Below are 15,819 nucleotides of genomic sequence, written 5' to 3' on the forward strand. Positions count from 1 at the left end.
TTTTACTCCTTTATAATTTATTTGGAAATAAGACCCCTGGCTCTTGTATATTGTTTCGGTAATAATTGATCGTCTAATTGAAATATAAAATATGGTTCTTTTAATAATTTACGGCCAAAATACGCCATATCCATTGTGCCATCTAAAATAGCGGCTTCTGCCAGTAGCGGATCATCAATTTGTCCACCGCCTATCGTTACTAGGCCAGTTTCCTCTTTAATAATCTTTGCATAAGGCAGTTGGTATCCCGGATAATCTTTTACAGGTGTAGGTAGAATACCTCCACTTGATACGTTTACGATATCAATTTTATCTTTAAATGTATTTAAAATACTTGCCCAATCATAAGGTGTCATCCCTAGATCGTGATACTCGTATCCTGATACTCTAATTTGAAGAATTTTTTCTTTTGGAAAATAAAGTAATACTTCATCAATAATTTCTTTTAAGAATAAAGTACCATCTTTATATTTATCTGTTCTTTGATTTGTAACATCAGATATAAATTGTGCAATTAAATACCCATGTGCACCGTGAAGCTCAATACTATCAAAACCTGCCTCATTGGCACGACGTGCTGCTTGGCCAAATGCTTTAACAATTTCTTTAATACCCTCTTCATCCAACATCTTAGGGGTCAAATTCTTATCTGAAAAAGGTACATCTGTACTAGATACAATATTGTCGGTGCGAGATTTTCTACCTGCATGAGAGATTTGAACACCAATTTTTGCACCATACTTGTGTACTGCATCTACGATTTTCTTTAGTGGTGCTACATGTTTATCATCCCATAAACCTAAATCTTCATAACTAATACGTCCATTTGGTAATACTGCAGTAGATTCAAGCATAATATAACCTACACCACCGATTGCTCTTGTGACATAATGTACATAGTGAAAATCAGTTGCTACTCCATCTTGTTTTTCTACAGAATACATACACATAGGGCTCATCATCACACGGTTTTTAAACTCTGTATCTTTAACCTTAATTGGTTCTAATAGTTTCATATGTAACCTCCACTTACTTCTATTTTAACATGCGCTATATCATTAGATTACCCAAATCACTTAAAAATCAATCCCGTAGTAATTGAAATCCACCGTCATTAACGGTGGATGGATTGTTTATTTTAATTCATTTTAAGAAGGAGTATGTACGTAGTCTTAGTTTATCGGAACTAAGGTAGAAACTTAACTACCGAATATTAGTTAATTATACGGTACATAAGATACATGTTGAAATTATAACCTATTCACATAAAATTGTAAAGCCTAATGTTTTACAATAATTTAGATTATCAAAACTTCACATAATCTTATTCTTGACAGTTTTTACATATACCGTAAAGATTTAAATCATGATGTTGAACTTCAAATCCGTAAGTAATTTTAATTTCTTCTATCAAACTATCGATATGACAATCAAACTCATATTTCTTATGACAATTCTCACACACCATGAAATGGTGGTGTTCAGCTTCATTTAAATAGTAATACGCTGTATTGTCTAAGTAATTTCTAGAAACCAGTGCATCTTGATGAAATATTTCTAAGGTTCTATAAATGGTAGACAAATTAAGTTTTTCTCCACCGAGTGCGTTATATATGTCATCAGCACTTTGAGGCTTTTTAGCTCTTTTTAAAGTATCATAGACCATTTGCCTTTTAGTTGTTAGCTTCATTTATGTAACCCTCCTAAATATAACTTTTTTAATAATAAACAAGACAAGAAATACAAGTGTATATAATATGACAATAATACTTCCTGCAGGTTGCTTCATGATGTGTGCAAGAATTAGTCCTGTACTAATGACTAAGGTTGACACCACACTTCCAATAATCATAAGATCTGGAAATCTTCTTGCAAATAAATTTGATGTTACAACAGGAAATATCAGTAAACTAGAAATTAATAAAACCCCAATACTACGTACACCAATAACTACAAATACTCCAGTTAGGGCTGCAAATATGTAATTATATAAATCCACTTTAATACCACTGAATTTTGCATGTTCATAATCAAAGGTAATACTAATAAGTTTTCTATAACTTAGGATAATGAATAATAACGTTAAACCTAGTAACGCAAGTGTTAAATAAACATCCGCTTCACTTCTAAACCATAAGTTACCAGATATTAAACTTTCTAAGTCAATACTAGAATTGGTATATCTAATTAAAATTAAACCGATTGCAAAACCGACACTAGATACAATACCGATTGCACTATCTGCGTGTATTTTTGTATACCTAATAAGCCATCTTATAAATATCGATGCTACAATGACAATCGGTATAGCAATATAAAATGGGTTATCTATAAAAAAGATACCAACAACTAGTGCAGCAAAACTTACATGACTTAGTCCATCTGCGATTAAACTTTGTTCATTTAATACAACAAAAGGACTTAATAAACTTGCTGTAAGTCCAAGGAGTAAGACAATCATAATACCATACTTTAGGGTATCAAAAATCAATAATAGATCAGTCATGATGGTGGCCCTCGTGTTCAAATTTGTTGTAGTCTATGTATGTACCAAAGAATTTAATTTCTTGATCCACATACATGACTAAACTATTTTCCAAAATAACATCTGTTAAATCATGTGTAATATGAATAATCGTTAGATTGTTATTTCGTCTAATGTCTTTAATCAGTTCATAAAAATATTCTCTAAAATTAGGATCAAGTGCACTAGCAGGCTCATCTAATATGAGTACTTCTGGATTTGATATTAAACTTCTAATTAAATAAATACGTTGTAGTTGACCACCGGATAAGTGACTTACCTTTTCATTTAATAGCGATGTATCTAACTTCATTTTAGTTAACCACTCAACGATGAGTGCTTTATCACTTTTAGATATGATAAGGCGTTGTTTGGTAAACCCTGTATAGATAAACTCTAATACGGTTAAAGGGATATTTCTTTTAATGGTTAATTTTTGAGGCACATAACCCATGTTTAGATCTTGCATGATGATTTGTCCATGTTTTGGTTTGATTTGGTGAATTAAGCTTTTAATTAAGGTGGTTTTACCTGCACCATTTGGTCCAACGATGTTTAAAAAGTCATTTTGGTGCACGGTAAAACTTGCATGCTTAATGACGTCTAAATAACCATAAGAAAGGGTTACATCTTTATATTCAATTAAACAATTTGAACAATTAGGTTTCATAGTTTTAATTTGCCATTTCTAAGTGATTTATATTTCTTTCAATTAATTCATAGTAACCAATATTATTTTTATAATCTTCTTTAGATATTTTATGGAAGGTGTGTAGTTCAAGTATTTCTATATTAGGTATTTGTGCTTTAATATAGTTTACTGTAGTTTGATCAGGTGTTTCTTCCATATACATTGTTGTTATGCCATTATTTTTTAATGCACTAACAAATGCTAGTACTTGAGCACTGGTTGCTTCTGTATTAGGTGATACATTTTCATCTAGTGCAATAATATTTAAATTAAATGCTTCACTAAAGCCGTTTAGTGCATTATGTCCAATAAAATAAACATCTAAAGGTACTAAAGTTTCTCTACTATCATGATATGGTGTAATTAGATTGGTAAGTTTATCATAATAGTCATGTGCATTTTCATCAAATACTTGTTTTAATTCCGGATATAGTTCACCTAAGTAGTCACTTAGATTTTGTACAATTGTTGCTACATAAAACGGATTAGATATAAAGTCAAATCCGTGATCATGGTCATCATGCATATCTTCTTCATGATCATGCCATGTTTCTTCATCATGTGTTACTTCTAAATTAAGTAACACTTCAAAAGATGTAAAGGCACCATCACCGATGACACTAGATACATTATTTTCAGATACTAACCAAGGTGATGCATTAATGGATGTATAGATAAAGATATCTGATTTCTTTAAATCTACTAAATCACTGCTACTTGGTTCATAAGTGTGATAGTCCATATGGATGGGTTGTAGCGTTTTAATGGTGAGTTCATCACCTGTAACTTGCTTAACAATATCATATGTGAAGTAATCAGATACAACAATATCATAATGATATGATGAGCCACAAGCATATAAAATTAATAAAGGTGATAAAATAAAAAGTGTAACAAATAGTTTTTTCATGTCGAATTCCCTCTTTTGCGAATCATTTGCAAAAGTATTATATCACACAAAATAGACTTTGCAAACGATTTGCAAAAGAAAGGTGCATGCAATGTTGTATTATGATTTCATAAGCTATGGTGATTGGACCTTTACCATTAAAGTGTCCAAAAACGGTTTAAAATCTATTGATATTTATAATCATCAAGACCTTTCAAATTTAACCTTAAACAAAGAAATAACTGCACCGTATATTCAAATACTTGATAACTATTTTAAAGGTATACCCATACCTAAAGATATTAAACTTGATTTAGAAGGTAGTTCATTTGAAAAATTAGTGTGGCAACAATTAATTGAGATACCTTACGGAAAGACTGCATCCTATAAAGATATTGCAGTTAGAATTTCAAACCCACGAGCATATCAAGCCGTTGGTAATGCGGTGGGCAGTAATCCTTTATTGATCGTCATACCTTGCCATAGGGTGATCAAATCAGATGGCAGGTTAGGTGGATTCTCATCAGATATTCAGTTAAAAATAGATTTATTACATAAAGAAGGGGGAAAGTATTTATGAAGAAACTTTATGATTTTTATCTAAACCAATTGAAACATACCCATTATGTTGAACTAAATTTTGAGCAGTTTGGAGATATGCTTACTAATTTAGAATATATTGTACAACGAGTAGATAATGAAATTTGTGGTCTACTCATCTATAGTGTAGATGAGTTTGTAGATATCAATTTAGTTATTGGTGAAGCCTCTAGCTATAAACCACTGATTCAGCAACTCATTGATAAGACCACTAAAGATATACGTATTCACTATCATAAGCCTTACCACTTAGCATGGTATGCTAAGGAACATATGATTCACCCTAATGAACAAGGGGTTATTTATGATAGTCAGTTACATAAGACCTATCTTGAACTAGGTTTTAAAGAAACTTCTATTCAAGAAACCTACTTTTTAGATTTAAAACAATTTAAATTAGATAATACAATTAGTGAAAAATTAGAGACACTTAATTATAAAGGTTATGACGTGACACTTTATAATCCACTTAAACATAAGGGTATGGATATCTTTTTAACTAAACTTCAAAGTGACTCTTTTAGATACGCGATTATGGCTAATTTATCTAGAAAGCGACCTGATCCACTTTTGATTGTGACAAAAGATAATCAAGTCATGGGATTTTCAGGTCCACTATTAATAGCTAACGATTTTAGGGGCATGTTTTCTGGTATAGAAATCGTGAGTGAAGTACGCGGTCTAGGTTTAGGTAAAATACTTTTCCAAAAACTTTGTCAAACCCTTCAACAAATGGGTGCTAAGTATATGACACTTTTTACAGGAAACAAAAACGCTGCTAAATACATATATTTAAGTGCAGGATTTGAAATTGTTCAAAAGTTTGCACTTATGGTGTATGAAAGACATTAATAAAAACAGGTGAAGTCATATGAATATGATTTCTCCTGTATTATTTTTATCTGTTTTCTAAGTATGTTTCATAATCAACGATATGTTCAATGAACTTACCTGCTTCATCAATTTCAAATAAGCGTGTAGCTGTTGTTGACACTAATTGATGATCTTGTGTAGTAAATAATAACACACCTTTAAATTCTTGTAAGCCTTTATTTAGTGCTGTAATAGATTCCATATCTAAGTGGTTGGTTGGCTCATCAAGGATAAGTGTATTTTTTTCTTCAATCATAAGTCTAGACATTAAGAGTCTTACACGTTCTCCACCACTTAGTACATTAATTTTCTTTAAAGCGTCTTCGCCACTAAATAGCATACGTCCCAAAAAGCCTCTTACATATGTATTTTCTTTGTTTTTAGAATAATCTGTTAACCAGTCAACCATCACGGTTGGCTTTTTAAATTCAAAGTTGTTATCTTTTCTAAAGTAACCTTTAATAACAGTCTCGCCCCATTTAAATGAACCAGCATCTGGTGTATCTACTTCATTTAAAATGTTGAATAAGACAGTTGCTGCTTTATCGTTTAAACCAATAAATGCAACCTTATCTGTTTTACCTAATGTAAATGTTACATTGTCTAAGACTTTTACACCATCAATTGTTTTAGATAAGTTTTCCACTTTTAAGATATCATCACCTAAAGATTTTTCATACTTAAAGTTAATATATGGATATCTTCTTGTACTTGGTCTAATTTCTGTTAACTCAATTTTTTCTAATGCTTTCTTTCTTGATGTTGCTTGTTTAGATTTAGAAGCATTCGCGCTAAAGCGAGAAATAAAGTCTTGTAATTCTTTAATTTTTTCTTCACTCTTTTTGTTTTGTTCTTTAGCTTGTCTTAACATTAATTGACTAGACTCATACCAAAAATCATAGTTACCAGCATAAAGAGTTACTTGTTTATAGTCAATGTCTGCAATGTGTGTACACACTTTGTTTAAAAAGTATCTATCGTGAGATACAACAATGACTGTATTTTCAAAATCCATTAAAAAGTTTTCTAACCATAACACAGCTTTAGTATCTAAGTGGTTGGTTGGCTCATCTAGTAATAAAACATCTGGTTGATCAAATAAACTTTGAGCAAGTAATACTTTAACCTTATCATTGCTTGATAAGTCTTTCATAAGTTCATAATGCTTTTCAACATCAATACCTAATCCAGTGAGTAAAATAGCTGCATCAGACTCGGCATTCCAACCGTTCATATCATCAAATAAACTTTCTAGTTCTCCAGCTTTAATACCGTCTTCTTCACTAAAATCAGGTTTAGCATAGATTTCATTTTTTTCTATCATGATTTGGTATAACTTTTTATTACCCTGAATTACTGTATCAATGACAGTAAACTCATCATATTTAAATTGATCTTGTTCTAAAAAAGATAATCTCTGATTTTGGTCCATAGTAATGGTACCTCTTGTAGTAGGTAACTTACCAGCCAATATTTTTAGTAACGTAGATTTACCGGCACCATTAGCGCCAATAACACCATAACAATTACCTTTAGTGAATTTTAAATTGACATCTTCAAATAAGATATCTTTACCGATTTGATACGTAACATTTGACACATTTAACATAATAAAAAAACCTCCAACATGATAAACCTTACATATCATATCACAAGTGGAGGTTTTATTCTATTTATATGTTATATTTTTATACAATCCATGTTAATAATTGATAAATCAGTGGTGCAGCAATCACAGTTAAGAGCCCTGTAATGATTAATGATAGAGTTGCAACGGATGCATCAAGATCACCATATTCAATCGCTTTGGTTGTACCTACTGCATGAGAGGCAGCACCTAAGGATAAACCACGTGCAATTGGGGATGTAATTTTAAATAATTTAAAGATAGGTGGTGCAATTAGTATACCTAACACACCTGTTAACACAACAATAACAACCGTTAAGTTTTTAATACCGCCTAGGCTTTCAGATACTGCCATAGCAATCGGTGTAGTTACTGACTTAGGAATCATCGTTGCAATCATTTCATCTGTCGTATGTAGGATAAATACAATACCTGCAATGGTTAATGCGTGTACGATAACACCTACAATTAAAACACTAATAATGGTCTTCCAATGTTTCTTTAAAATCGGTAGTTTTTCATATAAAGGAAGTGCGAGTGAAACTGTTGCAGGTCCTATGAAAAACGAAATCATTTTAGTACCTTCTTGATACGTGTCATAGTTAATATTTGTTACACATAAAAAGATAACTATAAATGTAGAGGTGAGTAATAAAGGGTTTAGTAAAGAGATTTTAAATCTATCTTGTAGATAATAAAATCCTACATAAACACCAATAGTTAAACCTACGGTCCAAAGTATATCATTCATGTTTGATACCTCTTTGTGCTAGTAGTGAGGTGACAATTAAAGTAATGGTTGTAGAAATAATTAATACTAAAACTAGTTCTACCCAATGAAGACTAATTAAATCAAAGTATTCCATTAAGCCAACCGCAAGTGGAACAAATAGAAACGCCATATATTTTTGAAGAAAACACGCTACTTCTTTAATGTGATCCACCTTTATAAGTTTCAATAAAAGTGCTAAAAAAAGTAAGATTAATCCAATTAAACTACCTGGAAAACTAAATGGTAGATAATAGGAAATAAGTTCTCCTAGTAACGTAAATACAATTAAAATAAATAGCTGAAATAAAATCTTCATGTATGGTCCTTATAAGTTATTTTTTTGATGCGTCACTATTATACGATATTTCAAAGTTGGTTGCATCAAATCCTATAATGAAAATCAAATTATGTAAATTTGTTTCACTTTTCTTACATTTTGATACATTTCATGTATATGTATACCTAATAAAAAGGACGAACATGATGTATATTCGTCCAAAGATGTTTATTTAAAATAACCTTCAATTAAGATGTCCTCATCAAATTGTGTATAAGTAACATCTTTTAATACATGGGCATCTTTCATTAAAGATACACCTTCCCCACCTATTGGAGTAAGTGCATTTTTTCCACCTATGATTTTAGGTGCTATAAATGCATAAACTTTATTCACTAAATTAGCTTCTAAGAAACTCGCATGCGTATATGCACCACCCTCAATGAAGATACTATCTATTTTTGCTTCACCTAGAATCGTCATAAGCTTATCTAAATCAATGGTTGGCATTTGAATGATTTTAACACCCAAATCCACATAGCTTTGATCATATGTTTCAGAGACTATCCAAGTTGGTTGGGTTTTAGCTGTTTTTACAACATAAGTACTCTTTGGTGTTTGTAGTTTTGGGTCTAAGATTATTCTTACTGGGTTTTTAGATTTCTTACTTCTTCTAACATCGAGTTTTGCATCATCTTTAATGATTGTGTTCACACCAACAAGTATTGCACTATATTTATTTCTTAAATCATGAACATATTTTCTTGATTTTTTATTAGTTATCCATTTAGAATCAAAATCTTTAGTTGCTAATTTACCATCTAAAGTCATGGCATACTTCATGGCTACAAATGGTCTTTTAGTTGTAATATAGTGAAAGAATATATCGTTTACTTTTAAACCTAGGTCATCTAAGATACCATAATGTACTTTGATGCCGGCATCTTCTAGCACTTTAACGCCTTGTTTATAGACTAGTGGGTTTGGATCTAAGTTTGCAATATAAACTTCTTTAATACCTTTTTCTATCAGTTTAAATGCACACGGTGGTTGTTTACCATGGTGACTACATGGTTCTAGTGTTACAAACATCGTTGCACCAGCTACATCTTCTGTTGCATGATTAATTGCATCCACTTCAGCGTGTACTTGACCAAATGCCTTATGATACCCTTTACCAATGACCTTACCATCTTTAATGATAACCGCACCAACAAGTGGGTTTGGATTCACAAATCCTTCGCCTTTTATTGCTAAATTAAACGCTTGTTTCATGTATTTCGTCTGTAATTTTAAGTCCATATATTTTACCTTCTTTACTCTATTTATAAGAGAAATCTATATGTTCTATTTTACCTTTATAGCGCTTATAAGTATAGTTATTTACTTTAATGAACTCATGTGTGTGACTTTACTGTATGAGTTTAAGTAATGCTTCAACAAATGTTTTAGCATCTCCTATATAGCTATAGTCAGCTACATCAAAAATGGGTGCTTTAGGGTTGTTATTTATAGCAACAATATAATGAGACTTTGTAATACCTGATGTAAACTGAACTGCGCCATGTACACCGAGTGTGATTAATAGTTTAGGTGCAATCGAACTACCTGATTGACCGATTTGATCATCAACACTAAAAGGTGGTAGATCCGTAAGTGGTCTCGTTACACCTATTTTGGCACCTAATTTTGTAGCAAGTAGATTAGCTTTTAAAATATGTTCTTCGCCTGATATCCCACGACCTAATGCAATGACTCTATCTGCATTTGCAATACTATCTGATTTTGAAAGTAATGGTATTTCTTCATATACTGTAATACGTTTGCTTTCTTTAAAGTTTAAATCATCAACTATGGTGATTTTTGTATCATTACTTTGTGTTTCGGTAGCTATGAAGACGTTAGGTCTAACTGTTGCCATTTGTGGAAAGTTGTTTGGGCAAACAATTTCACACATAATATTATCACCATAAGATGGTTTTATTTGTATGAGTAAATCATCTTCAAACTTAAGATCAAGGCAATCAGCAGTTAGACCAGTTAATAGTTTTGCTTGTAATCTTGCACTAATTGAACGACCGATTACTGTTGCTCCAAATAACATACTATTGGGTTGATATTTGTGATTTAGTTGAGATAATAAGTCTGCAATTAATGAATCTGGTGCTTCCTTTAATCTATCATCACAAACAGTGATGATTTCATCTGGTCCATAATTTATGAGTTGTTGTTCTAATGTTTGTTCTTTTGTTTGAAATAGTACAACAATCACTTTTTTATTTTCTTTAATTTGATTTGCTTTTGTAATTAGTTGTTTGGTCACTGGCTGAATAATATCTTGATGATGTTCAGCAACTATCCATATATTTTTATGTATCATGCAATCCACCTTCCTTATATGATGTTACGTGCACGTAATACTTGTAGTAATTTACGTGCAGCACTATCTGGGTTTTCACCAAGTAATTCTGTTTTTTTAGCAACCTTTGTTGGATTCCAAACTTTACGTACAACCGTTGGAGAACCTTTAATCCCAATTCTATTAAAGTCAAGTTCAAAGGCATGCTCATCCCAAACCTTTATTTCCTTTTGATAACTTAACATAATATTTCTAGGACTTGGGTATCTTGGTTCATTTAATTCACTTCGAACGCTAAACACTGCAGGTAGTTCAACTTTAATGGATTGTTGCATATGTTCCATTAACCTAACCGCTTCAATAGATTGTTCATCTACTGGATTTATTTGACTGATATAAGTAACTTGTGGCCAATCTAATAATTCTGCAACAATTGGTCCTACTTGACCCGTATCAGCATCAATAGATTGTCTACCAAAAAAGACTAAGTTTACGTCTTTAATCGCCTTAATTGCTTGGCTTAAGACATAACCGGTCGCAAGTGTATCTGCTCCACCAAAGCTACGTGAACTGAGTAATATCGCATCATCAGCACCCATCGCTAGTCCTTGACGTAAAGTAATTTCAAAGTTTTTAGGTCCCATTGACAGTAAAGTAACTTTTGCATCATATCTATTTTTAAGTTTGAGTGCTGCTTCAACTGCATTTTGATCAAAAGGATTCATAATCCCTGGTTCTGATGAACGCATCATATTTTTAGTGACTGGATCTATTTTTAAGTTATTGGAAACTGGTACTTGTTTCACACATACAACAATATGTAGACTCATTTTTTTACACCCTTTCCATTTGGACTGATTTTGCGATTTCAATGACCATTTTTTCTAGTGATCCTTCTGCAATCTGTAATGCCCTAGCATCTCTTAGTAGATGTTCTACTGGATATTCATTACTATAACCATAGCCACCTAATACTTGAAGTGCATGATCACATGATGTAAATGCTGCACGACTACCATAAGATTTAGCCATTGTAGAAACCTTATCATAAGGTTTTCCCTGACTTTTAAGTTTAGCAGCCTCTTCATAAAGTAATTGCGTGTTTTCTTTAGCAATAGCAATCTCAGTGATTTTATTTTGAATAGAAAACAAATCGATGATTGGTTTATCAATCGCCTTTCTTTCGGTAGCATAATCCAGTACGATATCCAATGCATGCTGACAAATCCCCGCTGCAATAGCACCCATATTGATTCTTGCATCATAATGTGCACTATCACCAATCATGACACCTTCACCAATTTTACCGAGCATATACTCATCTGTTACTTTAACGTTTTCTAAAAATATTTCACCTACAGGGGTTCCCCTCATGCCAAAGAAATCTTCTTGTTTTCCATACTTAAAACCTGGCATATCCTTATCAACTAAAAAACATGTCAGTTCATTTTCTGCAGTTTTAAGTAATACTAAATACACTTCAGCAAGTCCACCATTTGTAATCATTGTCTTATTACCATTTAATATCCAATAATCACCTTCTTTGACCGCACTTGCAGTATGTCCCATCACATTGGAACCACCTTGAGGTTCGGTAGAACCAAAACCAAAAATACGTTTATTGGCTTCGGGAAGATATTTTTCTTTTAAAGACGCTTTACCATATTTTTTAAGTTGATCCACTGTCTTATAGTGACCTTCTAAAGTGAAAGCAACACTAGCACTGTTTGATGCAACATCAAATATAGTTTGAGCTTCTGCTACCGGATCAAAATCTGCACCTCCAAACTCCTTAGGTACAATCAAACCTAAAAATCCTGTTTCAACAATTTTATCCCAAAGTGTTTTAGGATATCCTTTTTGTTTATCAATTACCATATCCAAGGGTTTAATCTCTTTTCTAGAAAAATCAACAACCATTTGGTGCAACATCTGTTGATGTTCTTTTAACACTACACTCATATTTTTGCTCCTTTGATTTATTTATACATAGTTTATGACTATCACCATTATAAAGAAATCAAAGTTATAAATAATTGATAGTTGTCAATTTATTGATATAATGTAATAAAGAAAGTTGGTAAATATATGGAAGAGAAAAAATTACATCCACACAACTGCATTGATAGACTTGAACTATTCAACACACTTACAAGTGAACAACGTCAACTAGTGTTTAAATTGATTGAACACCGACATTATAGTGCCGGACAAATGATTTATAGTCCAGGTGAAAGTGCTGGTTCTATCCATATTATTAGTAGAGGAAAGGTTCGAATCTATCGACTCTCTGAAAGCGGTCGTGAACAACTTATAAGACTTTTACTCCCAGGTGAATTTACTGGAGAGCTTGCACTATTTAAAGAAGGCATCTATGAAGCTTATGCTGAAAGTCTAGAAGATACAAAGATATGTATGATCCACCATGACGACTTTAAAAACTTACTTAAATCCTACCCTGCCATATCAGTTAAGATGTTATCTGTTTTAGCAAAGCGCTTAAGTATCTCTGAACAACAATCAACCTGGATGTCTACAGAAACATCCAAAGAAAGACTAATTAACTTTCTTATCCGAAGTGCAACACTCAATAAGCAAGGTGAGATGGTAGTCTATCTACCTATGCCTAAAAAAGATCTTGCATCTTATTTAGGCACAACTCCCGAAACCTTATCGCGCCAATTTACAATATTAAAAAAAGACGGTGTCATTACACAGTCATCTAAAAATTATGTAAAGATTCATGGTTTAAGCCATAATGATATTACATGTGAGATTTGTTAAGCACATATAAAAAACGCACTTTATGAGTGCGTTTTATTTATAAGTTACCTATTCATCATATATTTTTCTAATCTGTTTTTTGAATCTTCACTTAATGCTTCCGATTTTTTAGTATCATTATTTACTTGAACCAAAACAGATTCACTCGTCGATACTAATTTACCATCTTGATATAGTGATTGTAAAAAGGTTACAGAACTATTACCAATTTTTGTAATACCTGTACCTATTTCTAGTTTACCTGGCCAATGTATTTCAGCAATGAAATTCATTTCGATATGTGCAATCACAAATGAGCAGTTTTCATTTAGTATGTGATGTTTAGGCTCGTAAACGATTTCAACACGACCAGTTTCATAAAAGGTGGTAAACACTGCATTGTTGACATGGCCTTGTTTATCGGTATCACCATATCTTAATTTATCGTGAGTGATATATGGAAATTCGTTTAAGTTTAGTTTTGGAATACTTCTCATGTTTATCTCTTTTCTATTGATTCACTATTTTTACTAGTATAAGGATATCATTTACATGAAATCATTTCAACTAATCGAAACTGACCTTAGTAAAATAAGATAAATTATGTTACATTTAAAAAGGGAAGTTATGATGATAACTTCCCTTTAGACTTTAATTTATGGTATAAAATTATCTTGATTTTTGGCACTAATGACTTTAAATATAAAACCAAGTAGGATTGGAACAATCATGTTCACCCAAAGCAACATATGAAGACCAATACCTGGATATGGAAGTTCATATATCTCACCAGATAATCTAAAACGCATCGCTTCAATCAGATTAAATACAATAATTAATAAAATTAGTACGAGCGCAATGTATACATAATTGAACTTCTTCATATACTTGTATGCGATAGCTTTTGTGATTTCACCTTGACTGATAAATGTATATATAAGCAGTGATAAGGTAATGATCGTGATGATAAAAATTGCTGTAATACATAATGCAATGATTGGTCCTTCTTCAAATGATGTATTAAACCAAGTTATGACGAGATACCCTGTATCACTTGATGACATACCACCTTCAAAATCTACAAATGGTAAGAAAAATATAAACAGATTTACAATCATTAATCCCATAAATATGTATGCTACCATTTTAAATGACTGATGATCGATAGGTGCTGCATATTTAATTTTTTCAGTTTTAGTGATGTCTTTTAAGTCTTCTTTTGCTAGTTCTTTTAATTTATGCATGTTTTATTTTCCCCTTATATTGAATATGTTACTTTAAGCCCCTTCATATTTTAACATTAATATAAACGGAAATGAAATAAATAATTAAAACATAATGGATAAAACTACAAATGAAACAATTACAACAGAGACATCAATAATAACAGCAACCATCATTGGTTTAACACCAACACTTGTTACTTCTTTAAAACTTGTTTTTAAACCAATGGCACCAAGTGCGGTTGCCATAAAAAATTTAGAGATACTTGAAATAGATAAGACCCAATCATCTGATAATATATTTAAACTTCTAACACCAATAAATGCGATAAATCCTAAAATAAACCATGGAAAAATTGCTAATATGTTTACTTTTTGATTTATCTTTGAAACACCTTGATTTTGATTTTTACGTGCATAAATATATGAGAATATAATAACGATTGGAACAATAAATAAAGTTCTTGTGAGTTTCACAATCGTTGCTAGTGCACCTGCAAGTTCTGAGAATGCATAACCAGCTGCAACAACTGAAGATGTATCATTTACCGCAGTACCTACCCAAAGCCCAAATGTTGTATCTGTCATGCCAAGAAATACACCAATCCAAGGAAATACAATCACAGTAAGTAAATCAAAGATAAAAGTTGCTGATAATGCATAAGCAATATCTTTATTATCTGCTTCAATGACCGGACCTAAAGTAGCAACCGCAGTACCTCCGCAAATGGCTGTACTAATGGATAGCATGCTTGTTAGTTTCCAGTCAATCTTAAATAATTTTCTACAAATATAGCCTACACCAAATGCAGTAAGAAAAGTAAATCCTAATAGTATCAGTGCATATTTTCCTGCTTCAAATACTTGGCTAAAACTTAAGGATATACCTGCTAAAATAATACCTGTTCTTAAAATATATTTAGCGGACCAATCAATACCTGAATCTAGTACATCATACTTATGTAACAATGGATTTAATAACATCCCTAATAATAAAGCAATTAATGCCATACCAATTAAATCTACTGGTAACACATTGTTGATAGCAAGTGATACACCTGCAATCATAAGACTAACCAAAACCCCTGGTGCATATTTTTTAATCATCATGACGCTCCTCATCTTGTCATAAAATAAAAACCCCTATGACGCATAAAATCGTCACGAAGTTTTTATCTTTGTCATATTTAGTTAACTCTATTTTAACAAATAAAAATAAAT

At 31.8% G+C, this 15,819-nt stretch carries 18 protein-coding genes and 1 riboswitch; of the genes, 3 read left to right on the forward strand and 15 right to left on the reverse strand.

Annotated features, from left to right (window positions below):
• Nucleotides 1-17: 17 nt before the first annotated feature.
• From ACL_RS05420 to ACL_RS05440, 5 genes are all read right to left on the reverse strand, one after another.
• Complete coding sequence (locus tag ACL_RS05420) at nucleotides 18-1,016, reverse strand: oxidoreductase (protein ID WP_012243037.1); 999 nt, start codon at nucleotides 1,014-1,016, stop codon at nucleotides 18-20.
• A 131-nt stretch (nucleotides 1,017-1,147) separates the two neighbouring features.
• Nucleotides 1,148-1,250, reverse strand: a riboswitch (purine riboswitch).
• A 74-nt stretch (nucleotides 1,251-1,324) separates the two neighbouring features.
• Nucleotides 1,325-1,690 carry a Fur family transcriptional regulator gene (locus ACL_RS05425; protein WP_012243038.1) on the reverse strand — a complete coding sequence of 122 codons (366 nt, stop codon included), beginning with the start codon at nucleotides 1,688-1,690 and terminating at the stop codon, nucleotides 1,325-1,327.
• Nucleotides 1,691-2,506: a metal ABC transporter permease gene (locus ACL_RS05430; protein ID WP_012243039.1), complete on the reverse strand. Its 816-nt coding sequence runs from the start codon at nucleotides 2,504-2,506 to the stop codon at nucleotides 1,691-1,693. It lies immediately after the preceding gene.
• The gene (locus tag ACL_RS05435) at nucleotides 2,499-3,194 is read right to left on the reverse strand and encodes a metal ABC transporter ATP-binding protein (protein ID WP_012243040.1); all 696 of its coding nucleotides are present in this window, start codon (nucleotides 3,192-3,194) and stop codon (nucleotides 2,499-2,501) included. The genes ACL_RS05430 and ACL_RS05435 overlap by 8 nt, the downstream gene beginning before the upstream one ends.
• 4 nt (nucleotides 3,195-3,198) lie before the next feature.
• Entirely contained in the window at nucleotides 3,199-4,125 is a 927-nt protein-coding gene (locus ACL_RS05440) for a metal ABC transporter substrate-binding protein (RefSeq protein WP_012243041.1), read from the reverse strand.
• Nucleotides 4,126-4,216: 91 nt separating this feature from the next.
• Between ACL_RS05440 and ACL_RS05445 the strand changes: the two genes are divergently transcribed.
• A complete protein-coding gene (locus tag ACL_RS05445) occupies nucleotides 4,217-4,684 on the forward strand; it encodes a methylated-DNA--[protein]-cysteine S-methyltransferase (RefSeq protein ID WP_012243042.1) in 468 nt (155 codons plus the stop codon).
• Entirely contained in the window at nucleotides 4,681-5,556 is an 876-nt protein-coding gene (locus ACL_RS05450; RefSeq protein WP_012243043.1) for a GNAT family N-acetyltransferase, read from the forward strand. Before ACL_RS05445 ends, ACL_RS05450 begins: the two co-directional genes overlap by 4 nt.
• A 46-nt stretch (nucleotides 5,557-5,602) precedes the next feature.
• Here the strand turns inward: ACL_RS05450 and ACL_RS05455 are convergent, their stop codons facing one another.
• The 7 genes from ACL_RS05455 to ACL_RS05485 form a co-directional block, all read right to left on the reverse strand.
• A complete protein-coding gene (locus tag ACL_RS05455; protein ID WP_012243044.1) occupies nucleotides 5,603-7,186 on the reverse strand; it encodes an ABC-F family ATP-binding cassette domain-containing protein in 1,584 nt (527 codons plus the stop codon).
• A 79-nt stretch (nucleotides 7,187-7,265) separates the two neighbouring features.
• Nucleotides 7,266-7,955: an LrgB family protein gene (locus tag ACL_RS05460; protein ID WP_012243045.1), complete on the reverse strand. Its 690-nt coding sequence runs from the start codon at nucleotides 7,953-7,955 to the stop codon at nucleotides 7,266-7,268.
• The gene (locus ACL_RS05465; RefSeq protein WP_012243046.1) at nucleotides 7,948-8,292 is read right to left on the reverse strand and encodes a CidA/LrgA family protein; all 345 of its coding nucleotides are present in this window, start codon (nucleotides 8,290-8,292) and stop codon (nucleotides 7,948-7,950) included. Before ACL_RS05465 ends, ACL_RS05460 begins: the two co-directional genes overlap by 8 nt.
• A gap of 189 nt (nucleotides 8,293-8,481) precedes the next feature.
• Nucleotides 8,482-9,555: a bifunctional diaminohydroxyphosphoribosylaminopyrimidine deaminase/5-amino-6-(5-phosphoribosylamino)uracil reductase RibD gene (gene ribD, locus ACL_RS05470; protein ID WP_012243047.1), complete on the reverse strand. Its 1,074-nt coding sequence runs from the start codon at nucleotides 9,553-9,555 to the stop codon at nucleotides 8,482-8,484.
• A gap of 109 nt (nucleotides 9,556-9,664) precedes the next feature.
• Nucleotides 9,665-10,633 (reverse strand): electron transfer flavoprotein subunit alpha/FixB family protein, encoded by a 969-nt coding sequence (locus ACL_RS05475; protein WP_012243048.1) that lies wholly within the window; start codon nucleotides 10,631-10,633, stop codon nucleotides 9,665-9,667.
• 14 nt (nucleotides 10,634-10,647) lie between these two features.
• The gene (locus tag ACL_RS05480) at nucleotides 10,648-11,442 is read right to left on the reverse strand and encodes an electron transfer flavoprotein subunit beta/FixA family protein (RefSeq protein WP_012243049.1); all 795 of its coding nucleotides are present in this window, start codon (nucleotides 11,440-11,442) and stop codon (nucleotides 10,648-10,650) included.
• A 4-nt stretch (nucleotides 11,443-11,446) separates the two neighbouring features.
• The gene (locus tag ACL_RS05485) at nucleotides 11,447-12,574 is read right to left on the reverse strand and encodes an acyl-CoA dehydrogenase family protein (RefSeq protein ID WP_012243050.1); all 1,128 of its coding nucleotides are present in this window, start codon (nucleotides 12,572-12,574) and stop codon (nucleotides 11,447-11,449) included.
• Nucleotides 12,575-12,700: 126 nt separating this feature from the next.
• Here ACL_RS05485 and ACL_RS05490 point away from each other — a divergent pair, with 126 nt between their 5' ends.
• Nucleotides 12,701-13,396, forward strand: a complete 696-nt coding sequence (locus ACL_RS05490; protein WP_012243051.1) for a Crp/Fnr family transcriptional regulator — start codon at nucleotides 12,701-12,703, stop codon at nucleotides 13,394-13,396.
• A gap of 44 nt (nucleotides 13,397-13,440) precedes the next feature.
• Here ACL_RS05490 and ACL_RS05495 read toward each other — a convergent pair whose 3' ends face one another.
• The 3 genes from ACL_RS05495 to ACL_RS05505 form a co-directional block, all read right to left on the reverse strand.
• A complete protein-coding gene (locus ACL_RS05495; protein ID WP_012243052.1) occupies nucleotides 13,441-13,872 on the reverse strand; it encodes an acyl-CoA thioesterase in 432 nt (143 codons plus the stop codon).
• A 159-nt stretch (nucleotides 13,873-14,031) separates the two neighbouring features.
• Nucleotides 14,032-14,619 carry a hypothetical protein gene (locus ACL_RS05500; RefSeq protein WP_012243053.1) on the reverse strand — a complete coding sequence of 196 codons (588 nt, stop codon included), beginning with the start codon at nucleotides 14,617-14,619 and terminating at the stop codon, nucleotides 14,032-14,034.
• Nucleotides 14,620-14,703: 84 nt separating this feature from the next.
• Nucleotides 14,704-15,708 (reverse strand): YeiH family protein, encoded by a 1,005-nt coding sequence (locus tag ACL_RS05505; RefSeq protein WP_012243054.1) that lies wholly within the window; start codon nucleotides 15,706-15,708, stop codon nucleotides 14,704-14,706.
• Nucleotides 15,709-15,819: the final 111 nt, after the last annotated feature.

The organism is Acholeplasma laidlawii PG-8A (assembly GCF_000018785.1).
GTDB classification, from domain to species: domain Bacteria; phylum Bacillota_I; class Bacilli_A; order Acholeplasmatales; family Acholeplasmataceae; genus Acholeplasma; species Acholeplasma laidlawii.

Bases quoted from the DNA above. Each gene is read 5' to 3' on its own strand.
- ACL_RS05420 (WP_012243037.1), bottom strand. From the start codon at position 1,016: ATGAAACTATTAGAACCAATTAAGGTTAAAGATACAGAGTTTAAAAAC.
- ACL_RS05425 (WP_012243038.1), bottom strand. From the start codon at position 1,690: ATGAAGCTAACAACTAAAAGGCAAATGGTCTATGATACTTTAAAAAGA.
- ACL_RS05430 (WP_012243039.1), bottom strand. From the start codon at position 2,506: ATGACTGATCTATTATTGATTTTTGATACCCTAAAGTATGGTATTATG.
- ACL_RS05435 (WP_012243040.1), bottom strand. From the start codon at position 3,194: ATGAAACCTAATTGTTCAAATTGTTTAATTGAATATAAAGATGTAACC.
- ACL_RS05440 (WP_012243041.1), bottom strand. From the start codon at position 4,125: ATGAAAAAACTATTTGTTACACTTTTTATTTTATCACCTTTATTAATT.
- ACL_RS05445 (WP_012243042.1), top strand. From the start codon at position 4,217: ATGTTGTATTATGATTTCATAAGCTATGGTGATTGGACCTTTACCATT.
- ACL_RS05450 (WP_012243043.1), top strand. From the start codon at position 4,681: ATGAAGAAACTTTATGATTTTTATCTAAACCAATTGAAACATACCCAT.
- ACL_RS05455 (WP_012243044.1), bottom strand. From the start codon at position 7,186: ATGTTAAATGTGTCAAATGTTACGTATCAAATCGGTAAAGATATCTTA.
- ACL_RS05460 (WP_012243045.1), bottom strand. From the start codon at position 7,955: ATGAATGATATACTTTGGACCGTAGGTTTAACTATTGGTGTTTATGTA.
- ACL_RS05465 (WP_012243046.1), bottom strand. From the start codon at position 8,292: ATGAAGATTTTATTTCAGCTATTTATTTTAATTGTATTTACGTTACTA.
- ribD (WP_012243047.1), bottom strand. From the start codon at position 9,555: ATGGACTTAAAATTACAGACGAAATACATGAAACAAGCGTTTAATTTA.
- ACL_RS05475 (WP_012243048.1), bottom strand. From the start codon at position 10,633: ATGATACATAAAAATATATGGATAGTTGCTGAACATCATCAAGATATT.
- ACL_RS05480 (WP_012243049.1), bottom strand. From the start codon at position 11,442: ATGAGTCTACATATTGTTGTATGTGTGAAACAAGTACCAGTTTCCAAT.
- ACL_RS05485 (WP_012243050.1), bottom strand. From the start codon at position 12,574: ATGAGTGTAGTGTTAAAAGAACATCAACAGATGTTGCACCAAATGGTT.
- ACL_RS05490 (WP_012243051.1), top strand. From the start codon at position 12,701: ATGGAAGAGAAAAAATTACATCCACACAACTGCATTGATAGACTTGAA.
- ACL_RS05495 (WP_012243052.1), bottom strand. From the start codon at position 13,872: ATGAGAAGTATTCCAAAACTAAACTTAAACGAATTTCCATATATCACT.
- ACL_RS05500 (WP_012243053.1), bottom strand. From the start codon at position 14,619: ATGCATAAATTAAAAGAACTAGCAAAAGAAGACTTAAAAGACATCACT.
- ACL_RS05505 (WP_012243054.1), bottom strand. From the start codon at position 15,708: ATGATGATTAAAAAATATGCACCAGGGGTTTTGGTTAGTCTTATGATT.